The sequence below is a fragment of the Orenia metallireducens genome, from assembly GCF_003001995.1.
Classification (GTDB): domain Bacteria; phylum Bacillota; class Halanaerobiia; order Halobacteroidales; family Halobacteroidaceae; genus Orenia; species Orenia metallireducens_B.
On record NZ_PVNB01000009.1, the window covers coordinates 71862 to 94203 of the forward strand.

Below are 22342 nucleotides of genomic sequence, written 5' to 3' on the forward strand. Positions count from 1 at the left end.
GTTTATAATAATTCAATCTTTAAAAAGTAAAATGATAATAAAGTCTAGAAGCAGTGTCAACTTTAATATGATATAGATGAGTTGATAGAGATTAAAAATATATTTAGATATTGTGCCAATTAAGAATGATAAAAAAATAACATAATATCTTTTTTTAAAAATAATAATTATCATTTTCAATATTTTTGAAAATTAAAAATAGAGTTATTAAAATAACAAATCTACTATATTTAGTATATATTGTCGAAAATAAATACTATATGTAGAGAGAAAAGTCAAATTTATAGTATATAAAATAGATATGAAGTCAATTGTAGTTAATCATCATAGCTAATGTTAGTTATATAGATAATTGAATAGATAATTAGCTTTAATCGACATTTATAGCCTATTTTAGCTTGAAAGCAAGGTTGAAAAGTAGAGTTAAATTTGATATTCTTTTATCAAGTTGAAGAGAAGGCATAATGCTATAAGATGGTTTGTGTATAAGTTCACAAGGAAGTATTAATGTTTTTACGGGTGTTGTGTTTTCTTTGAAAAAAAAGGGGGACTGTAAAAATGGGAATTATGAAAGTCACTAATGCTAAAGAATTTGAAGCATTGATGCAGAAGGTAAAGGAAGCTCAAGCAGAGTACGCTACATATTCGCAAGAACAAGTTGATGAAATCTTTAGAAGAGCAGCTATTGCAGCTAATGATAAAAGAATTCAATTAGCTAAGATGGCTGTTGCAGATACTGGAATGGGAATAGTTGAAGATAAAGTAATTAAGAATCACTTTTCATCAGAATTTATCTACAATAAATATAGAGATGAAAAGACTTGTGGAGTACTTGAAGATGATCTTGCTTTTGGTATAAAGAAGATAGCAGAACCAGTTGGTATTGTAGCAGGAATTGTACCAACAACAAATCCTACTTCTACTACAATTTTTAAGTCTTTACTTGCTTTAAAGACTAGAAATGCAATTGTCTTTTCACCACATCCAAGAGCTAAGAATTGTACAATTGAAGCAGCTAAAACTGTTTTAGAAGCAGCAGTTGAAGCAGGAGCTCCAGATTATATTGTTGGATGGATTGATGAGCCATCAATTGAATTATCTCAATTATTAATGAAGCATCAAGATATTAGCTTGATTTTAGCTACTGGAGGACCAGGAATGGTTAAAGCAGCTTATTCTTCTGGAACACCTGCTATTGGAGTAGGTGCAGGAAATACTCCAGCAGTTATTGATGAGACTGCACATATTAAGATGGCAGTAAGTTCAATCTTAATGAGTAAGACTTTTGATAATGGTGTTATCTGTGCTTCTGAACAATCAGTAAGTATTGTAGCTGATGTTTATGAGGAAGTAAAACAAGAATTTATCGACCGTGGTGCATATGTATTATCTCCAGCTGAAAGAGAGAAGGTTGCAGAGGTAATCATTGTTGATGGTCATGTTAATGCCCAAATCGTTGGTCAACCAGCTTACAAGATTGCTGAGTTAGCAGGAGTAACTGTTCCAAAAGAGACTAAAGTGTTAATTGCAGAGGTAGAAGAAATTGGCGCAAATGAGCCATTCTCTTATGAAAAGTTATCACCAACTTTAGCTATGTACAAAGTTAAAGACTTTGAAGAAGGTGTTGATAACGCTGTAGAATTGGTTAAATTTGGTGGGTATGGACATACATCTTCTCTTTATACTGACCCAGCTAATGCAGATAGAAAAGATTACTTTGGTGCTAAGATGAAGACAGGAAGAATTATTGTTAATATGCCTGCTTCTCAAGGTGCTATTGGTGATATCTATAACTTCAAATTGAGCCCTTCTTTAACTTTAGGTTGCGGATCTTGGGGAGGTAACTCAGTAAGTGAAAATGTGGAGGTTAAACATCTTATGAATGTAAAAACAATTGCTGAGAGAAAAGAGAATATGTTATGGTTTAGAGTACCAGAAAAGATTTACTTTAAGTATGGTGCACTACCAATTGCATTAAAAGAGTTAGAAGGTAAGAAGAGAGCATTTATCGTAACTGATAAGCCATTATATGATCTTGGTTATACTGAAAGAATTACTAGCGTACTAGATACAGTTGGTGTAGACTACAGAATATTCTCAGATGTAGAACCAGATCCAACTTTAGCTACAGTTGAAAAAGCAGTTAAATTAATGGATTCTTTCCAACCAGATGTAATCATCGCTCTTGGTGGAGGTTCTCCAATGGATGCTGCTAAGATTATGTGGTTAATGTATGAGCACCCAGAAGCAGAATTTAAAGAGTTATCTATGACATTTATGGATATTAGAAAGAGAATTTATAAGTTCCCTGAGCTTGGTGAAAAAGCTTACTTTGTAGCTGTACCAACGACTTCAGGAACTGGTTCAGAAGTAACACCATTTGCTGTTGTTACTGATCAAAATACTGGTATTAAGTATCCAATTGCTGATTATGAATTGACTCCAGATATGGCAATTGTTGATCCAGATCTAGTATTATCTATGCCAGCTAGATTAACAGCTTACTCTGGTATCGATGCTTTAGTACATGCGATTGAAGCTTATGTATCTGTATTGTCAAGTGAATATACTAAGGGACTAGCTTTAGAAGCTATTAGATTGGTATTTAAGTATCTACCTAGATCTTATAGAGGTGGAGCAGAAGATAGAAAAGCTAAAGAGAAGATGCATTATGCAGCTACTACTGCAGGTATGGCCTTTGCCAATGCATTCTTAGGAATTTGCCACTCTATGGCACATAAATTAGGTTCTACTTTCCATATCCCACATGGTTTAGCAAATGCATTATTAATCAATGAAGTAATTGAATATAATGCTAGTGATGTACCAGTTAAGCAGACTGCATTCCCACAATATAAGTATCCATTAGCTAAGAGTAATTATGCTAAGATTGCTGATCATTTAGGATTAGGTGGAAATACTGAAGATGAGAAAGTACAATTATTAATTGATGCTATCAATGAACTTAAAGCAGAGATTGATATTCCAAATACTATTGAAGAAGCAGGAGTTACTGAAAAGAACTTCTATGCGCAATTAGATGAAATGTCAGAGTTAGCTTTTGATGACCAATGTACAGGAGCTAACCCAAGATACCCATTAATTAGTGAAATTAAAGAATTATATATCAATGCTTTTGAGGGAAAGAAAATTGTAGAAGAGACTGTTGAAGAGGTAGCCGATGCTGAAGCTGAAGTTGCAGCTACAGCTGAAGATGCAGAATAAATTATTTGACCTTAAAAGAGACCAGCCATGATGGCTGGTCTTTTTTTTAATTAATTTTAAATCTGAATAATATATATTCTTCCATATACTTTTAAAAAGATAAGAAAATGTTTACAAAGAAATCTATTTATTATAAGCTTTTATTTAAAAGAGAAAGGATAGCCATATGATTATTTTAATTTTTAGAGGAATTAGTCGATAAAAGTTGAAGTTTGTATTATAGATAAGATGAAGTAATAGGAGGTGTAGTAGATTTATTATGAGAATAAAATTTTACAAGAATAGATTTATTTTAATTACTATGTTGATTTTATCAATTTTACTATTTAATCCAGCAAACTCTCAAGCTAATGAAGATGAAGATATGAAGAATATATTGATTATCCATTCCTATTATCCTGAGTTTGGTTGGACAGCAAATATCGATAAAGGTATCAGAAGTATCTTAGGTGCTGATGCTGAAAATATAAATCTACATACTGAATACTTAGATACCAAACGAATAATTGATAAAGAGCATATAAATAATATCTATAGACTCTTTAAACATAAGTTTAAGGATGCTAAATTTGATTTAATAATTTCCTCTGATGATGATGCTTTAAAATTTTTATTAGAATATCAAGATGATTTATTTCCTGATACACCAGTAGTATTTTGTGGAATAAGTGATTTGAACAATTATTCCTTTGAAGATAGGGAGAACTTCAGTGGGATAGAAGAAGAGTTGGACATGGAAAGCACAATTAAAGCTGCTCTGAAGCTACATCCTAAGATCAATAAAATAGTAGCAATTACTGATGGAACTACTACAGGAATAACAAACTTAGAGATGTTAAAGGATGCTATGGCTAATATTCCTGCTTCTATCAGTTTAGTTAGTTATAAATTATCTTATCTTACTCAAGCAAAGGAGATAGCAAGAAAGATAGATAACAATAGTATTATAATCTGGCTTGCCAGTATAAAGTATGAATCAGGAAATCTAATCTCTTTAACAGAGGCTACAGAGCTGATCTCTAAATATACAGCTAGACCCATTTATAGCTTTTGGGATGTGTTTCCTGGACATGGTGTCTTAGGTGGAAAGATTAGTAGTGGTTATCAGCAAGGAAGAATTTCTGCAGATATAGCATTAAGTATACTAAAAGGGGAAGAATCAGCTATTGAAGAGGGAGCTAATAAGTTTATGTTCGATTATTATGAATTAAAGAGGTTTAATATAGATTCTGCTAGATTACCTGAAGGTAGTGTCATTGTGAATAGACCTTACTCATTCTATAATGAAAATAAAAGAAAGGTTCTAGCAACTTTAGCTTTCATCATCTTTTTAACTATGATTATTTGCTTTCTTTTAATAAATATATTTAGACGACAACTAGCAGAAAAAGAGCTTAAGGAGAGTAGAAATAAATATAGAACTTTATTCCAAGCTACTGGTACTGCTAGCTGTATATTAGAGAAGGATACAACCATCTCTTTAGTAAATAATAAGATGGAAGAGATTTTGGGTTATTCTAAAGAAGAGATGGAAGGTAAGATGAAACTATTAGAATTAATTATGGATCATAAATCTTTAACTAGGATTTTAAACTATCATTGCCAACGTAGGCAGGATGAGGATAATACTCCAGAGAGATATGAGCTTGATATTATAGATAACTATGGTATGCAAAGGACTGTGATTATTCAGGCTAAATTGATATCTGGTAGTAAAAAGAGTATAGTTTCACTAATAGATATCACTGAGCGTAAGAAAGCAGAAGAGAAGATTAAGTATATGAGTTATCATGATAGTTTAACAGGACTTTATAATAGAAAGTTCTATGAAGAAGAACTAAAGAGATTAGATGTAGAGCGGAAATTACCTTTAAGTATAATTGTAGGAGATGCCAATGGTTTGAAATTGACTAATGATGTCTTTGGTCATGAAGCTGGAGATGAGTTATTAAAAGAGATAGCTGATATTTTAAGAAATGCCACCCGTGAGGAGGATATTATTGCTCGGTGGGGTGGTGATGAGTTTGGTATTATCTTAGCAGAGACTGGAGAAGAAGTTGCTCAAAGTATAATCAAGCGGATTAAGAAGGGTTGTGAATCCTCCGATTTTGAGCCAATTATTCCTCAGATTGCTTTAGGGTCTGCAACTAAAGTAGTGCAGAAAGAAGCTATAGAAGAGGTATATAGAAAAGCAGAGAATAGAATGTATGATGATAAAGCTGAAAATAAGAGTAGTGGTAACAGCGCACTATTAAAATCCTTGACAGAGAAGTTGGAAAATAACAGTTATGAAACTGTAGGTCATACCTCCAGAATGATAAGTATGAGCAGAAAAATGGGTCAAATGTTAGGCTTTTCAGAGAGGGATATAGAGAAGTTGGTCAAGTTAGCTAAATATCATGATATTGGCAAATTGGCAATTAGAAAAGAAATACTTAATAAAGAGAGACTATTGGATGAAGAAGAATGGGAAGAGTTTAAAAAGCATCCAGAGCATGGTTATAATATAGCTAAGAGCTTTCAGGATTTAAGAAGTATTGCTAATGATATACTTTATCATCATGAAAATTGGGATGGGACAGGTTATCCAGAAGGATTAGAAGAAGAGGATATACCACTTTTATCTAGAGTTGTGCATATAGTTGATGCCTATGATGCATTACTTAATCGACCCTATAATTCAATTAATAATGATGAAGGATATCAAGGACCTATGTCTAAAGTTGAGGCTATTAAGGAGATAAAAGATAAATCTAAAAGCTTATTTGATCCTGAATTAGTTGATGTTTTCTTAAAATTAATAGAAGATAAAGAGGATAATAGTTAGCATTAATGCTAGCTATTATTTTATTAAGGAGAAATTTATAGAAAAGATTGAAATTTTAATTGCAATCGACCACCCACTAGAAAATTATTTATTAAATATTAATTTTTAGCAGGATATTATTGGTTATTATAGAATGTTAATCTTTAAGAGAATATGTATTATAGAGTTGATTTTAATATAATGGTTAGATTTATATTAGGTGTATTGGTGGTGGATTGAGATGAAATTAAAAAGAGCAAGTCTGAGTGAATCCCAAAGATCTAATAGCAAGGAGAAGCTATTAGAAGAGTTTTCAAAAGAGCAAGAGATATTAAAGGCCGTCTTAGACTCTACAGCTGATGGTATCTTGGTTACCGATAATAATGAAAACGTTATCTATTACAATAAGCTTTTTTTAAAAATATGGGATATTTCTAGTTCATTAGTGGAAAGAACAGTTGGTAAGGAGCTTACTAATATAGTCAGTGATAAGTTAGAATCTCCTGATGAGTTTATAGCTGATTTAGAGAAAATAGCAGAAAAAAAGGAAGAAAATTTAGATTTTATCGAATTCAAAGATGGAAAAGTCTTAGAGAGATTCTTTAGACCTCTTATAATAAAGGATGAAATTTGTGGAAGAGTATGGAGTTTTAGAGATATAACAGAAGCTAAAAAGATAAGAGAAGAATTAGAGATTAAAGAGCAGGTAATAGATAACTCATTAAATGGAATTATATACACAGATATTGAAGGCGAGGTGATTTATGCTAATGATAGCTTTTTAAAGATGTGGGGCTATGATGAGTTAAATCAGATTTTTGGTCAGGATATCTTTGAATTAGGAATTTTGAATAATCAGGAAACTATTATAGAAAAGCTTGACTCTATCTATAATAAAGGTTATTGGATGGGTGAAACTACAGCTTGGCGCAGAGACGGTGAAGAGTTTGAGGCATTGTTATTTGCTAACGCAATTAAGGATAATCTAAACAATATAATCGGTTGTTCAGTTTCAGTAATAGATATTTCAGAGATGAAGAATGCCCAAAGGGAATTAAAAAAGAGTCAAGAAAAATATCAAAAGCTAATAGAGTTATTACCAGAGGGTATATCTATTTCTGACAAGAAAAAGTTTCTATTTGTTAATAAGGCTTGGTTGAATTTGTCAGGTTTTGAGAATGTCAAAGATGTGATAGGCAAAGATTTATCTGATTTTTCTAGTATTTTTCCAAAAAATCATGAAATAATAAAAAAGAGACAGAAAGCTGTTATAGAAGAAGGAAAGGTGGTACCTTTTTTAGAGCATAAGATGATTAGAAAATCTGATAATAAGGTATTGAATGTAGAGGTTGCAGGAATTCCTATCCTTTATGACAATAAGATAGCGATGATGTCTGTTCTTAGAGATATATCTGAAAGAAAGAAGTTTGAGAAGGAATTGAAGAAGAGCAAAGAGCTATATCAACTGTTAATGAAATTATTACCAGATGCAGTTTTGGTATATAAAAAGGAGAAATTAATTTTTGTTAATGAAAAGGTTTTAGAGCTAACTGATTATGGTAATGTTGAAGATGTTATAGGAACTAAATTTGGTGATTTAATCAATATTCATCCTGATGACCAAAACTTTGTTCAAAAAAAAGAAAAAAAGTTCCTAGCTAAAGAGAATGGTATAGGTTTTATAGAATATAGGTATGTCCGTAATGATGGAAGTATAATTGATATAGAAGTTGGTGCAGTATCCTTTAGACATGATGGTGAAAGGTATATTATTACTCTTGCTAGAGATATTAGAGAGAGGAAGAAGACCGAAAGGTATAAACAGACTATTATAGAGAAGCAGATGAAATTAAAAAAAATTGAAGAACATAACAAATTAAAGACAAACTTTTTTGCAAATATATCCCATGAGTTAAAGACTCCATTAAATATTATACTCTGTGCATTACAATTATTAGATGGAGTATATGATCAGCAAAATTTAATTGATGCTGACTCAACTCTAAAATATAGAAGAATGATGAAACAGAACTGTTATAGATTGTTGAGGATATTAAATAACTTAATAGATATAACAAAGTTAGATGCAGAGTTTTTAAAGATGAGCTTTGCTAATTATAATATTATAAATGTTGTTGAAGAGATGACTTTATCAGTAGCTCAATATGCTAAGACTAAAGATATTGACTTGATTTTTGATACTGAAGTTGAAGAGAAGATAATTGCTTGTGATTTGGATAAGATGGAAAGGGTTCTGCTAAACCTCCTCTCCAATGCAATCAAATTTACTGATGCTGGTGGATTTATATATGTTAATATCTATGATAGAGTAGACCATATACTTATCTCTATTAAGGATACAGGAATAGGTATTCCTGAAGATAAGCTAGATGAAATTTTCATGCGGTTTAAGCAGGTAGATGAATCTTTGAGTAGAAATCAAGAAGGAAGTGGGATTGGACTATCTTTGGTTAAGGAGTTGGTAGAGAGGCATCAAGGTAGTATATCTGTAAAGAGTGAATATGGAAGAGGGGCAGAATTTATCATAAAGTTACCAGTTAGGTTAATCAAAGAGCATGATAGTTCATTAAAAAAGGATAGTCATAGTTTAAAACCCAGTATCGTTGAGCGGATAAATATTGAGTTTTCTGATATATATTCTATTGATTTGAATTGAAGAGCATTTATTAATTATTATTAGAACTGCATTATAATCTAGTTTGAGATATAATCACATTAAAAAAGCTAGGATATCCTAGCTTTTTTAACTTATTCTACAGTGATCTCTTTATTTCCCTGCCATTGACCATGTAAATTACATAGTTCATAACCTCTAATAGTACAAGACTCCTTTAGTTTTACCTTAAAAGTAACCTCTGGTTTCATTTCAGGTGTAAAGTTTGCTCTCCCTAGATGATAATAGTTAGCATAAAGATCAACATATTGGATAAAATGACCTGGCTCTACTGGATGGTCTATTTCTCCCATCTTGATAGTAATATCGAAGTATTCATCCTTCTTTACCTTATCAGGTGCTTGGATTACTGGTATATGCTTTTTCTCTAACTCAGTTTTGTTATTTGGATCATCGGCTTGTTTGACTTCATAATATTGCATTATTATCTCCTCCTTTAATTAAACTATATTTACCATAATCCCCATCTCCTTTGTGTGATTAATAGATGGTGAATGTATTATTAACAACACTTATCTATTATAATAACCAGAAGAATAGTTTTTATTTAAGTTATTTATGAATTATATATTAACTAAGTTAATATATATATGATGGAGCAGATCAATATTGATCTGCTCCATTAGTTAGGTGGGTAGATGGTTAGGCTTTTTCTAACTACCTACCCTCAAATTATCCAACCACCTATATTTAGGGATATTGTTTTTTCTTGACAAAAAAAGCTTATTCTATTATAATAATAATAAGAATGATTACTATTATTTCTAGAGGAGGCGAAGAATATGGCAAGTGAAGGATTTCATGAAGATAACTTACCTCAGGAAGCAAAAGAGTATCATCGAATGATTCAAAGTGTAATTGAAGAGATGGAGGCTGTAGATTGGTATAATCAGCGTGCAGCTGTTACACAAGATCCACAGTTAAAGGCGATAGTAGAACATAATCGTGATGAAGAGATAGAACATGCATGTATGGGATTAGAATGGCTAAGGCGTAATTATCCTAAGTGGGATGAGTTCTTAAGAGAGTTCTTGTTTACAGAAGGTGATATTACCGCTTTAGAAGAGGGTGAAGAAGAAGAGTCTGATGATGATTTGGATAGCTCTAATGATGAATCTCTTGGTATACATAATTTAAGATAATCTTAAAAAGGAGGAGATACTATGAGTAATTTAAAGCGTTCATTAGCTCCAATTACTGAAGAAGCTTGGAATTTTATAGATCAGGAAGCAAAAGAAAGGTTACAGGTAAAGTTAAAGGGTCGTAAATTTGTTGATTTTGTAGGACCTAAGGGAATTGAATTTGCTGCTGTTAATACAGGAAGAAGGGTGGCTTTAGATAATGATGCCAAAGAAGGTGTATCATATTCTAAACGCCATGTCTTACCTTTAATTGAGTTAGAGGTTCCTTTTACAATGAAGATAGATGAAATAGAATCTCTAGTGAGAGGTGCTGAGGATGTTGACACTGATTCTTTAGCAGAAGCTGTGAAGAAGCTGTCCCAAGCAGAGAACAATGCAATCTTTTATGGGTTGGCAGAAGGAGAAATTGCTGGTATTTTAGATAAATCTCCTTATGATTTGATTAATATTGGAGAAGAAGGTCTGGTTTCAGCAGTAGCTGAGGGAGTCCAAAACTTGATTAAAGAGGATGTAGAGGGTCCTTATGCTTTATTATTAGGTCCAGAGCTATATTCCTTATTATATAAATTAGATGATAAAGGTTATCCTATTAAGAAGAGATTAGAAGAAGTTTTAGGTGGAGAAGTTGTTCCAGTTCCTGAACTTGCTAATAAAGGATTATTGATTTCTAAGCGAGGGGAAGACTTTAAATTAATTGTTGGTCAAGACATCTCTATTGGTTTTAAAGAGCAAAAGGGTGATGAGATAGAGTTTTTCTTGACTGAATCCTTTACTTTTAGAGTCGATGCTCCAGAAGCTGCTATTGTTTTAGAATAAATTTTCTATACTTAGCAATTCACATTTAAATAATGTGGATTGCTTTTTTATTACATTTTAATATCTTGGTATAAAGAATTTAGCCTTTTATAATACTAAGGTATATAATAGACCTATAATTGATGTTATAGCAACGATAATAGTTCCTTATATTATGTTATATTTTTTAGAATAATGAGTAAAATAACAGAGATATTGCTATTATTAACTACAAGGGGGGAAGCAAATGGATTTTAATTTAGTTATTGCTGGAGAAGCAGGGCAAGGATTGAATACATTAAACTTTGTATTAAGTAAGATTTTATTTAAGAGTGGATTCCATGTTTATTCAACTAAGGACTATGAATCCCGTGTCCGTGGTGGGCATAACTTTATGAAAATCAGGTTTGGAGATACTAAGATAACTGCTCCTAAAGATGAACAGGATATACTATTAGCTCTAAATAAAGCTGCTGTAGAGATTCACCAAGACTTTGTTAAAGAGGATGGGATTATGATCTATAATGGTGAATCCTATGAGGGAGAGCTAAGAGAGGAGAATCAGGATAAAGAGATATTCTCTTTAGAAGCAGCTTTAATAGCTGATGATATAGGAAATGGTAGAGTAGCAAACACAGTTTTTGTAGGAGTATTACTTAAATTATTAGGACTAGATTTAAAGGTTGCCGAAGAGGTATTAGGTGAATACTTTAGACGTGCTGAAGATATTAAAGGAATGAATATAGATGCATTGCGTAAAGGATATGAGAAAGCAGAGGTAGCTAAAAGAAGATTTGAAATGCCTGAGGTTACTCCTAGAGATAATCAAATCCTAATCAATGGAAATCAAGCTATTGGGATGGGAGCAGCGGTGGCAGGAGTACAATTTTATTCTGCCTATCCAATGACTCCAGCCACAGGAGTAATGAACTATTTAGCTAAAAGGCAGAATGATTTGGGAATAGTAGTAGAGCAGGCAGAGGATGAGATTGCTGCAATTATGATGGCCTTAGGTGGTTCCTATAGTGGAATTCGTTCAATGACAGGAAGCTCTGGTGGAGGTTTCTCCTTGATGGTAGAGGCTTTAGGCTTTGCAGGGATAGCGGAAATACCTCTGACTATTGTTAATGTACAACGCCCTGGACCAGCTACTGGATTGCCAACTAGAACAGAGCAAGCTGATTTACTATTTGCTATCAATGCCTCACAGGGAGATTTTCCGTTGATGGTGATTGGTGTTAAGGATGCTGAAGATGCTTTTTACCAAACTTATCGGGCAGTAAATTTAGCTGAAAAGTATCAAATGCCAGTTATTATCTTAAGTGATCAGTTTTTAGCAGACACTGAGATTAATTTAGAAGCCTTTGAGCTAGATACCTTACAAAGGTACAATGGGTTTATCAGTGATGAACAAGCAGAAGGTATTAGTGATTACAAGCGCTATGAGTTTACTGAAGATGGTATTTCTCCACTTGCCTATCCAGGGCAGATGACTGAGAGTGTAGTCTTGATAGATAGTGATGAGCATGATGAGCATGGACATATCATTGAAGATGCTGAAACCAGAGTAGCTATGGTAGATAAGAGGCATGATAAGATAGAGAAGCTGATTTTAGAGGATTTAGAAGAACCAGAATATATTGGACCAGAAGAAACAGACTATCTATTGATTGGATGGGGTTCTACTTATGGACCATTACAGGAGGCTAGAGAGTTACTAGAAGAGGATGGATATAATGTAGGGTTATTGACCTTCAGTGATGTCTGGCCACTACCCATTGAAGAATTAGAGGATAGAATCGATAATACAGTATCGATTATGGTTGAGAATAATGCTACTGCTCAATTCTCCCGTTTAATCAGTAGTGAGACTGGAATTATGGTAAATCATGAGATTGTTAAATATGATGGACGACCATATACAGCTGAAGAGATTTATGATGCCATTAAGGAAGAGGTGATTGACTAATGGTAAATCCAGAGATATATGAAGCAAATCGTGAGACAGCCTGGTGTCCAGGTTGTGGTGATATTCCTTTACGCCAATGTTTAGCAGAAGCTTTAGCAGAGATGGATCTTAAACCATCGCAAGTGACTATGTTTACTGGAATTGGTCAGGCAGCAAAGATGCCCCATTATATTAAGGTTAATGGATTTAATGGGTTACATGGTAGAGCTTTACCACCAGCTATAGGAATGAGAATTGCCAATCCTGAGATGAAGGTAATAGTAGAGTCTGGAGAGGGTGATACCTATGGAGAGGGTGGTAACCATATCCTCCATAATATCAGAAGAAACCCAGATATTGCTCATTTTGTTCATGACAATCAAATTTATGGACTAACCAAAGGGCAAGCCTCACCGACTACTGGTGAAGAGATGACTACATCAACTCAACCAAATGGTATTACTGCTAGACCTTTTAATCCAATTAAATTTGCAGTTGCGATGGGAGCGACTTTTGTAGCTAGAAGCTTTGTTGGTAAGAAGGAGCATTTAAAAGCAATGATGAAGGCAGCAATCAAACATAAAGGTTATGCGTTGATAGATATCTTACAGCCTTGTGTCTCTTTTAATAAGGTTAATACCTATCAGTGGTATATGAAGCGAGTTTATGAGTTGGGGGATGATTATGACCCTACTGATTATGACACTGCTATCAAGAAAGCAGATGAATGGGGAGATAATATTCCAATTGGTATTATCTATAAGGCAGAAGGAGTTCCTATCTTTAGAGACAAACATCCTCAAATTGGGGATAGAGCTTTAGTAAAAGAGAAGAAAGAGCCGACAGAATTTCAAGCATTAATCGATGAAATGAAATAGATTTGAATAAAAGTAAAGGGTGAGGATTATCCTCACCCTTTACTTTTATCTATTTTCAATACTCATAACAGGTAATGCTTCTCTTACTTGACTAATAACATTTTTGGATATGAGAGCCGCAATTATACAGAGTAATAAGTCACCAGAGATTGGAAGTAAGAATCCAATCTTAATGGCTTTAGATAGACTAATAGCAGTTGCTGCAATATAGTTTAAATTAAAATAAAGATAAACTACTCCAAATAAATAAACTACAGCTAAGCCACTTAAATTGGCTAATAAGAAATTGATAAAAGTTTTATCTCTTAAATTTTCGATTATTTTACCGATCACATAAGCACCAATTGCAAATCCTATTAAGTAGCCAAAGGTAGGCTGTAAGATATAACTAGGTCCTCCCCCATGAGTAAAGATAGGGATACCAATCAACCCTATCCCTAAATAAACTAGTTGACTAATTAATGCCAATCTACTACCTAATAAGCTTCCTGCAAAAAAGACGAATAAGACCTGTAAAGTAAAAGGTACATAAGGAATAGGGACTCTAATAAAGGCGCCTACTGCTGTTAAAGCAGCAAATAATGCAGCTAAGACAAGGTCTTTAGTTTTAATTTTTATCACCACCTGATTAAGTATAATAAACTTTAATGTTTTAAGCTTGCAATAGGAAGAGCATTCTCTACTCGTTTAATAACCTCTTTAGATATCAGTGCAGAAATGATAGCCTTGATAATATCAAAGGGTAAGAAGATTAAAAATCCACCAATTAAGGCACTGTTAATTGGATATGCTTTACCAAGATAAAAGTTCATGATCAGATAAAGGTGAGTTACACCAAAAAAATAGAAGACAAGCAGTCCTGCCAGATTAGCTAAAATAAAGTTTTTGAAATTCTTCTTCTTATTTTCGATTATTTTACCAATGACATAAGCACCAATTGCAAAACCTACTAAGTAGCCAAAGGTAGGGTTTAATACATAAGCTGGACCTCCACCACTAGTAAAGATAGGGATACCAATTAAGCCGATAAAGATATATATCAATTGACTCATTAATCCTAATCGGGCACCTAAGAGATTAGCGGCAAATATTACAAATAGAGGTTGCATACTAAAAGGTACTCCAAAGGGTGTTGGGATTTTAATAAAAGCACCAATCGCAGTCAAAGCTGCAAAAAGAGCAACCAATATCATCTCTCTAGTCTTAATATTCATCATAAGTCCTCCTTAAAATATAGTTTGAAAGCAAGTTAACCTTATTATTTAAAGGTTAACGATGGATTTATTATAACAAAGTCTTATAATATTTGTCAATAAAATCGCTTCATATTTGAAGTAATTATGTTGAATTTACTAGAGTATGGTTTCTATAGGTATTAGGGCAGTAACAAGTGGATAGGAAAAATCCAATTGGGAATTTTTTCATTACGAAGGGTTCAAAGAACCCGAAGGATGAGTAATTAGTAACGAGAGAGGTTTTTACTCGTTACCTGTCACTTGTCACTGATTACTAAAGTGTCGTACTATCCCCATATTAGATCAATCAATTTAATGACTTAGTATCTTTAATAGCTATAGAAGAATATAAAGAAAATGATATTCATTATCAAAAATTCCAAAAAATTAATATTTTTTTAGAATTAAGCAGGAATTATTATTAATAATCTCTAATAATATTAAAAGGGCAAGAATATCCCCCGAATAAAAGAAACTAATTTACTAATAATATTAATAAGATAGATTATATTAAGAAAGCACAATTCTAAATTCAAATCAGATTCAGAAGCGGGAGGTAATAATTATGAATAAATATAAATGTATAATCTGTGGTTATACCTATGACCCTAAACGAGGTGACAAAACTCAAAAGATAGAAGCAGAAACTCCTTTTGAAGAGTTACCTGAGCGTTGGCGATGTCCAACCTGTAGGGCACAGAAGATGGACTTTAAGGAGGTCAAGTAAATGAAAGCAGTTCAAATTAAAGAGAATATTTATTGGGTAGGGGGTATCGATTGGGATTTAAGGGATTTTCATGGTTATTTAACACAACGGGGATCTACTTATAATGCTTATCTAATTATTGATGAGAAGGTAACTTTGATTGATACTGTCAAGCATTATCTTTATGATGAGATGATAGCTAGAATCTCTGATATCATAGATCCAGCTGAGATTGATTACATAATTTCTAACCATGTAGAGATGGATCATTCTGGTGGTTTACCTAAATTGATGGAAGTAGCGACAAATGCTAAATTGATTACTTCTCCAAAGGGAAAAGCAGGTTTGATGGCTCATTATAAGAAGGATTGGGATTTTCAAATTGCTAAGCCAGGAGAAGCTCTTAACATAGGGGAGAGAACCTTGAATTTTGTCTTAACACCAATGGTTCATTGGCCAGATAATATGGTTACATACTTGCCAGAGGATAAAATATTATTCTCTAATGATGCGTTAGGTCAGCATTATGCATCTTCTGAGCGATTTGATGATGAAACTGATTTTGATATTGTAATGGAAGAGGCTAAGAAGTACTATGCTAATATAGTAATGCCTTATGGTAGACAGGTACAGGGAGTTTTAAAGGTTGTAGAGGGCTTAGATATTGAAATTATTGCCCCTTCTCATGGAGTAATTTGGAGAAAATTCATTCCCGAAATTATAGAGAAGTATAAAAAATGGTCAGCTAATGAATATGATGAAAAGGCATTGGTTATATATGATACTATGTGGGATTCTACTAAAAAGGTTGCTTATGCAATTCAGAGTGCTTTTGAAGAGAAGGGTATCAGTACACGGATGTTAAACTTAGATGTAAATCACCGTTCAGATATCATTACTGAAGTGTTAACAGCCAAGTATATCTGTGTAGGTTCTCCAACCTTAAATAATAATATGCTACCATCTGTAGCTGCATTTTTAACCTATTTAAAGGGCTTAGCTCCTAAGAATAGAATAGGTCTTGCTTTTGGTTCTTATGGTTGGGGTGGACAGAGTATTGGTCAAGTAGAAGATGTATTAAAGGAATGTAAGTTTGATATCCTTGATTCAATCAAGGTTCAATATATACCTGATGAAAGTCAGTTAGAAGAGATTAAAGGAAAATTAAAGGAGGAGATTTAAGGTGGCAAATGAACTAAGAGAAGTTTACAAATGTGAACATTGTGGTAATGTAGTAGAATTTGTTCAAGTGGGTGGAGCTCCTTTGATGTGCTGTGGAGAAAAGATGGTTAAATTAGAGGCTCAGACAGCAGACTATACTACTGAAAAGCATGTACCAGTAGTAGAAGAGGCTGAAGATGGAGTTAAAGTAACTGTTGGAAGTACTCTACATCCGATGACTGAAGAGCATTTGATTAGATTTATTGAAGTATTAACTGAGGATAAAGTGCTTAGAGCAGAATTAGAAGCTGGTCAAGAACCAGTAGCTGAATTTAAGGTAGCAAAAGATGATATTGTAGCGGTTAGAGAATTTTGTAATATCCATGGACTATGGAAAGCGTAAGGGGCAGTAACAAGTAATGGGTGATGAGTAACGAGTAAAAGATTAAGTAAGAAAGCAATAAATTAAAAAGCTCTAGTAATAAAAAAATTAATGTATAAACTTGGAGGATGATAATAATGGCTAGTTTAAAAGGAACAAAAACTGAACAAAATTTATTAAAGGCATTTGCAGGTGAATCTCAAGCAAGAACACGTTATACATATTTTGCATCTCAAGCTAAAAAGGAAGGTTTCCGTCAGATTTCTGAGATCTTTTTAGAGACTGCTAGAAATGAGAAAGAGCATGCTAAGGTATTCTTTAAATTCTTAGAAGGTGGAGAGGTAGAGATTACTGCTGCATACCCTGCTGGAGTAATAGGAACAACTGAAGAGAACTTGGAGGCTGCTGCTGCTGGAGAGAATGAAGAGCATACTGAGCTATACCCAGAGTTTGCTCGTGTAGCTGATGAGGAAGGATTTCCAAAAATAGCTGTAGCTTTTAGAAAGATTGCCGAAGTAGAGGTAGAGCATGAGAAAAGATATTTAAAGCTATTAAAAAATGTAAGAGAAGAAAAGGTATTTGCTAAAGATGAGGCTGTAAGATGGAAATGTGATAACTGTGGTTATGTACATGAAGGTGATAAAGCACCTAAGAAATGTCCAGCCTGTGCTCATCCACAAGAATTCTTTGAATTAAAAGAGACTAATTATTAAAGATTAAAGCTTATAATTGGCTTCACCTTATTGGCAAGTTGTTATTAGGGTGAAGCTTTTTTATTTATAAGAGAAAGCTCTTTAAAATTTTAATTTTTCCTCAATAGAAGTGGAAATAAATCTCATCAAGTGAAGAAGGTATTTTTAGCAAAGTGTTCAATTATATTTATATCATAATGTTTATTTTATGCAAACGTTTACTTGCTATCTAAAAATTACTAAGGGTGATAATAGTGATTTATTTATCTAAGAGAAGGCATGGTAAAATATTGTATGCTTTATTGAATCATCAAAGGTTGACCATTAATCAATTGGCTAAAAGATGTAAGGTTTCTTCGCGTACAGTTAGAAATGATTTGAAGAAGTTAGAGAAGAAATTAAATGAATTAGGTATTATTCTGCATAAAAAAAGGGGTGTTGGAGTTTGGATAGAGTCTAAAAACGATAAGTTAATGTGGTTAAAAGAATCTATATCAAAGAAAGTTAACTTTAAAAATAATTTTTCACCTTCAGACAGAAGAGAAGAAATAATAAAAATACTATTTCAGAAGAAGAGTTATACTTGTAAGCTATTGGCAGAGAAGTTATATGTCAGTAGGTCTACGATTAATAAGGATTTAATTGAAATTAAGAAATGGCTTAGAAATTACAATTTAATCTTAGAAAATAATCAGCAATCTGGTTTGAAAATAGAAGGGGAAGAGAGATATTTAAGAGGAGCAATAGTAGAACTATTATTTAAACTCATGGATCAAGAAGATTTAGAGGAGATAAGTAGATTACTAAGGGATAATCATAGTATTAATCCCAAAGATTATGATATTTTAAAGGATTTTTCTGCCAAAGTAGATTTAAAGAAGATTAAAGAGATAGTTCAGTCAAAAGAAGTTAAAGAAAAATTTTTATTCACAGAAAATAGCAACTTGGCTCTTATCTTTTATATCAGCGTAAGTATAAAGCGAATTAAGCAAGGAAAGGAAATTAAATTATTAGCAGAGGATACCCTTAGATTAAAGAGGCTGAAACTATTTAAATTAGCTAAAACTATTGGAAAGAAAGCGGAAGAGGAACTTGAAATTCCAATTTCTGAAGATGAGTTATGCTGGGCTTTTATACATTTTTTATGTGCAAATATATATGATGATAAGACCTTAACTACTAAAGAAGAGATTTTAAGAAGTCTAAATAAGACTATTCTACAAATAAGTAGAAGCTTTATTAACTTAGTAGAAGATGAATTGGGGATAAAGTTGGAGAAGGATACAGATTTATTTTTAGATTTAATATTATACATCAGGCATCTCTACAATCACTTTAGATATCAGGTACCTAAGATGATTGTAAATGATTTGGATAATATTATAATAAATAAGATTAAAGAGAATAATCCTAAGATAATTAAGTTATCTAAGATGATTATAGATATATTTAATGAATATCAGATAAAAATTATAAGTCAAAGAGATATTGACTACATAGCTGTGTTGCTATTATCAGCTTTTGAAAAATATACTAAGAAGATAAAGGTTATAATTATTAATAATGAAGCTTTTATAATTAATGAATTAATGGTGAGTAGATTAATAGCAAGTATATCAAACCTAGAGATAGTAGATTATATTTCTAATCAAGAGTTAAATCATAATAAAACAAAGAATGCTGATCTAATTATTACCTCTAATCAACGAGTTACTTTGCCAGAAGCCATAGTAATTAACCCTTTAGTTAAGCAGCAGGATATTCAATTAATTAGAAATAGAATTAGCTTATTATCCAAAGAGAAGGCTTTATAGATTAAGCTATTTGTTTTTAGAGGTTTTTATAATAAAATAATCATAGATTGATTTTTGAATATATCTAAATATTTGATCTTCTAGAATGAGCTTTAATTGAGAATATATATAACAACATAAGATTATAAGTAATATACCTATTTAAAGTTAGATTTGATTACTTTATATTGGGTATTTTTTGTTTATTTTAATACTTATTGGAGGGTTGACTGTGTTAAATTTATCTAAGTGCAGATATAATAAAATCATAGACAGCTTATTGAGAGCCGAAAGGATTGTTACTATTAAGGAATTGGCTAATAGGTGTAATGTCTCTTCTAGAACAATTCGATCTGACTTAAAGGAGTTAGAGCTAGAGTTAGATAAATTTAGTATATCTCTATACAAGAGACCAGGAGTTGGGGTTTGGCTAGAGGCAGCTGATAATGATAGAAAACTTTTAGAAAGTGAATTATCTAGAAAAGAGATAGAATATGTAGTCTTATCTCCACGGGAAAGGATAAATGATATAATTAAGAGATTATTATTAAATCATAAAGACTATACTATTATGGCATTAGCTGAAGAATTATCTGTAAGTAGGTCTACTATTATTAAAGATTTATTAGAGGTTGAGCAATGGTTGAATAAATACCAGTTAATGCTAAGAAGAATAAAAAATTATGGTATCTATATAGAGGGAAGAGAGATACATTTAAGAGAAGCAATGGTTAATATTATCTTTGAGCTGTTAGATAATCAATTAGAAGAGATAAGCCAACTGTTAATGAATAATAAAAGTATTTATCCCCAAAACTATGATGTTTTACGAGAATTTTGCTCCAATATAGACTTAAAGAAGATAAAGAGAATAATCGAAACTAATAAAATAAAGAATAACTACCTATATTCTCGGAGATCTATTTTATATATTACCTTCTATGGAAGCGTTACCTTGAAAAGAATAAAGGAAGGAAAAGAGATTAAATTGACCTCCCATGAACTCAAGGAATTAAATAAATTAAAATTATATAAAATTTTTAAATCTTTCAAAGGTATATTAGAAAAGATAATGGGCTTGAAGATATCTCAAGATGAATTTGGGGGAGGATTTTTACAATGCCTAGCACAGGAGTTCTATTTAGAAAAAAAGGTAGGTGATGGGCAAGAGGTTTTGAATAGGATAGATGAAGAGGTAATAGATATAATGAATAGGTTTATAGCTATAGCAGAGAGAAGGCTGGGAATCAATATAAAGGATGATACTACTGCATATATTAATTTAATGCTATATATAAATCATATTTTAAAGAAGGCTAAATATGGTGTTAGTAGGAGTATATTGTCTGATATAGATAATGGTATAATAGAAGATGTTAAGGAGTTTCATCCTAATATATTTAAGATAGCTGCTGAAATCAAAGAGATCTTTAGGAGGTATTCAATAGCAATAAAGCAATATGATATTTATCATATTGCTTTATTGCTATTGTCGATATTTGAAAAATCTAAAGATAAAATTAAGGCTTTAGTTATATTTCATGAAAACAGGGTTATCAATGATTTGATTAAAACTCGTTTGATAAATAAGATGGCTAATTTTAAGATAGTGAAAACATTATATTATTATCAGCTAGATGAAGAAATCTCTGAAAAGGTAGATGTTATAATCAGTTATAAGCGTTTATCTCAAGTCCCCGAGGCAATAGTGATAAGTCCCTTAGTTGATGATAATGATATTGAAATAATCAATAATAAGGTTAAATTAGCTAAAGATAATTGGAAGATTGGCAACTAAAATATTATCTAATTTGAGATTTATATATTGATAAGATCTTATATTGATCTAAGCTTCTTTGAGTATAATGATTTAAATTACTAGGGTTTATAAATTACTTATGTTAATAATAGAGAGGGGCTTGGAGATATATTTTCTTTAGACATTTAATTAATTTCAAAAATTAACAATAAAATCAAGTGATTTAATAAAAAAAGTTTATAATTAAAGGTGATTTTATTTACTCTAGATTAATGATCTAGAGTTTTTTTGATATATAAATAACAATTTTAAATTTCCGCAATAAAAGTGGAAATTTATATATATTGTAAAGAAAAGGTAATTAATTTTAAGTGTAGAAATATACCCATACAATATTCCATAATCTTAATATACTATAATTGATAAAGTATTTATATGGCATTATTATAATCTAAGAATAGATATTTCATCTTGAGAGGAGGTGCTGTGAAAGATAGTATTTTTAAAGTTAGATGAGTTATAGGAGTATAATTCTACAGTACAATAGGATTATAAGTGGAGATTATTTGCTTTTAAATATAAGAATAATAAGTAAATCAGTTTAATTTAAATATAAGTAGATAAGATTGCTAGTCAGTAGTTAGATAAGTTATAACGTACTGAGAAGATAGGGAGTATTTTTTATTTTAATTCTGTGGTTATATATGTTAATTTAACTAAATATTATCATCAGTTGTAATTAAATAATTAAAGGAGGTGAAATTTAAATAATGAGAGGATTTAAAGATAAAAGATTAGTCTTTATGGAATGCCAAATATCTATACTTGGACAGATACAGAAGAGCCATCGGGTAGTTGGCCAGGTTCAGCGATGGAGTCAGAGGGTAATAGCTGGTATGTATCAAGTTTTAAAGGCTATACAGCTTTGAATCTGATCTTCATTTCAAGCAGTGGAAGTCAGACTGCTGATCTATCTCGCAGTGAAGGTGAATGGTGGTATCTAAATAGAGGTTGATGTGATCAGAATCCAGAAGGGCCAAGTATCCCTGAAATCTCAATTAACGCAGGACCAGAAAATTACATAGGTGAAACGGGAGTTGTTTTCAATGGATATATTGAATTTAC

Annotated in this window: 17 protein-coding genes; 14 read left to right on the forward strand and 3 right to left on the reverse strand. The window is 32.0% G+C overall.

Going from position 1 to position 22342, the window contains the following annotated elements; all coding sequences use genetic code 11:
* Positions 1-567 precede the first annotated feature (567 nt).
* The 3 genes from adhE (at position 568) to BX659_RS08195 (ending at position 8708) form a co-directional block, all read left to right on the forward strand.
* Positions 568-3225: a bifunctional acetaldehyde-CoA/alcohol dehydrogenase gene (adhE, locus tag BX659_RS08185; RefSeq protein ID WP_172431901.1), complete on the forward strand. Its 2658-nt coding sequence runs from the start codon at positions 568-570 to the stop codon at positions 3223-3225.
* 259 nt (positions 3226-3484) lie between these two features.
* Positions 3485-6052 (forward strand): diguanylate cyclase, encoded by a 2568-nt coding sequence (locus BX659_RS08190; protein WP_097017970.1) that lies wholly within the window; start codon positions 3485-3487, stop codon positions 6050-6052.
* 220 nt (positions 6053-6272) lie between these two features.
* Positions 6273-8708 (forward strand): PAS domain-containing sensor histidine kinase, encoded by a 2436-nt coding sequence (locus BX659_RS08195; protein ID WP_097017971.1) that lies wholly within the window; start codon positions 6273-6275, stop codon positions 8706-8708.
* 92 nt (positions 8709-8800) lie between these two features.
* Here BX659_RS08195 and BX659_RS08200 read toward each other — a convergent pair whose 3' ends face one another.
* Positions 8801-9148: a class II SORL domain-containing protein gene (locus BX659_RS08200; protein ID WP_097017972.1), complete on the reverse strand. Its 348-nt coding sequence runs from the start codon at positions 9146-9148 to the stop codon at positions 8801-8803.
* A gap of 360 nt (positions 9149-9508) precedes the next feature.
* Here BX659_RS08200 and BX659_RS08205 point away from each other — a divergent pair, with 360 nt between their 5' ends.
* From BX659_RS08205 to BX659_RS08220, 4 genes are all read left to right on the forward strand, one after another.
* A complete protein-coding gene (locus BX659_RS08205; protein ID WP_097017973.1) occupies positions 9509-9868 on the forward strand; it encodes an encapsulin-associated ferritin-like protein in 360 nt (119 codons plus the stop codon).
* A 21-nt stretch (positions 9869-9889) separates the two neighbouring features.
* Entirely contained in the window at positions 9890-10684 is a 795-nt protein-coding gene (locus tag BX659_RS08210; RefSeq protein ID WP_097017974.1) for a family 1 encapsulin nanocompartment shell protein, read from the forward strand.
* 226 nt (positions 10685-10910) lie between these two features.
* On the forward strand, positions 10911-12632 hold the full coding sequence (locus tag BX659_RS08215; RefSeq protein ID WP_097017975.1) for a 2-oxoacid:acceptor oxidoreductase subunit alpha: 1722 nt from the start codon (positions 10911-10913) through the stop codon (positions 12630-12632).
* A complete protein-coding gene (locus BX659_RS08220) occupies positions 12632-13489 on the forward strand; it encodes a thiamine pyrophosphate-dependent enzyme (RefSeq protein WP_097017976.1) in 858 nt (285 codons plus the stop codon). The genes BX659_RS08215 and BX659_RS08220 overlap by 1 nt, the downstream gene beginning before the upstream one ends.
* A gap of 45 nt (positions 13490-13534) precedes the next feature.
* Here BX659_RS08220 and BX659_RS08225 read toward each other — a convergent pair whose 3' ends face one another.
* Both BX659_RS08225 and BX659_RS08230 read right to left on the reverse strand, forming a co-directional pair.
* Positions 13535-14107, reverse strand: a complete 573-nt coding sequence (locus tag BX659_RS08225; RefSeq protein WP_172431902.1) for a biotin transporter BioY — start codon at positions 14105-14107, stop codon at positions 13535-13537.
* Positions 14108-14133: 26 nt separating this feature from the next.
* Complete coding sequence (locus BX659_RS08230; RefSeq protein WP_097017977.1) at positions 14134-14703, reverse strand: biotin transporter BioY; 570 nt, start codon at positions 14701-14703, stop codon at positions 14134-14136.
* Between the two features lie 586 nt (positions 14704-15289).
* Here BX659_RS08230 and BX659_RS08235 point away from each other — a divergent pair.
* The 7 genes from BX659_RS08235 (at position 15290) to BX659_RS08265 (ending at position 22232) form a co-directional block, all read left to right on the forward strand.
* The gene (locus tag BX659_RS08235; protein WP_097017978.1) at positions 15290-15451 is read left to right on the forward strand and encodes a rubredoxin; all 162 of its coding nucleotides are present in this window, start codon (positions 15290-15292) and stop codon (positions 15449-15451) included.
* Positions 15452-16612, forward strand: coding sequence for an FprA family A-type flavoprotein (locus tag BX659_RS08240; RefSeq protein WP_097017979.1), 1161 nt, complete (start codon positions 15452-15454; stop codon positions 16610-16612).
* Position 16613: 1 nt separating this feature from the next.
* The gene (locus BX659_RS08245; RefSeq protein WP_097017980.1) at positions 16614-16994 is read left to right on the forward strand and encodes a desulfoferrodoxin; all 381 of its coding nucleotides are present in this window, start codon (positions 16614-16616) and stop codon (positions 16992-16994) included.
* Positions 16995-17107: 113 nt separating this feature from the next.
* Complete coding sequence (gene rbr, locus BX659_RS08250) at positions 17108-17686, forward strand: rubrerythrin (RefSeq protein WP_097018004.1); 579 nt, start codon at positions 17108-17110, stop codon at positions 17684-17686.
* 233 nt (positions 17687-17919) lie between these two features.
* Complete coding sequence (locus BX659_RS08255) at positions 17920-19479, forward strand: BglG family transcription antiterminator (RefSeq protein WP_172431899.1); 1560 nt, start codon at positions 17920-17922, stop codon at positions 19477-19479.
* Positions 19480-19690: 211 nt separating this feature from the next.
* Complete coding sequence (locus BX659_RS08260) at positions 19691-21256, forward strand: BglG family transcription antiterminator (RefSeq protein WP_143786668.1); 1566 nt, start codon at positions 19691-19693, stop codon at positions 21254-21256.
* A gap of 769 nt (positions 21257-22025) precedes the next feature.
* Positions 22026-22232 carry a starch-binding protein gene (locus BX659_RS08265; protein ID WP_097017983.1) on the forward strand — a complete coding sequence of 69 codons (207 nt, stop codon included), beginning with the start codon at positions 22026-22028 and terminating at the stop codon, positions 22230-22232.
* Positions 22233-22342 lie beyond the last annotated feature (110 nt).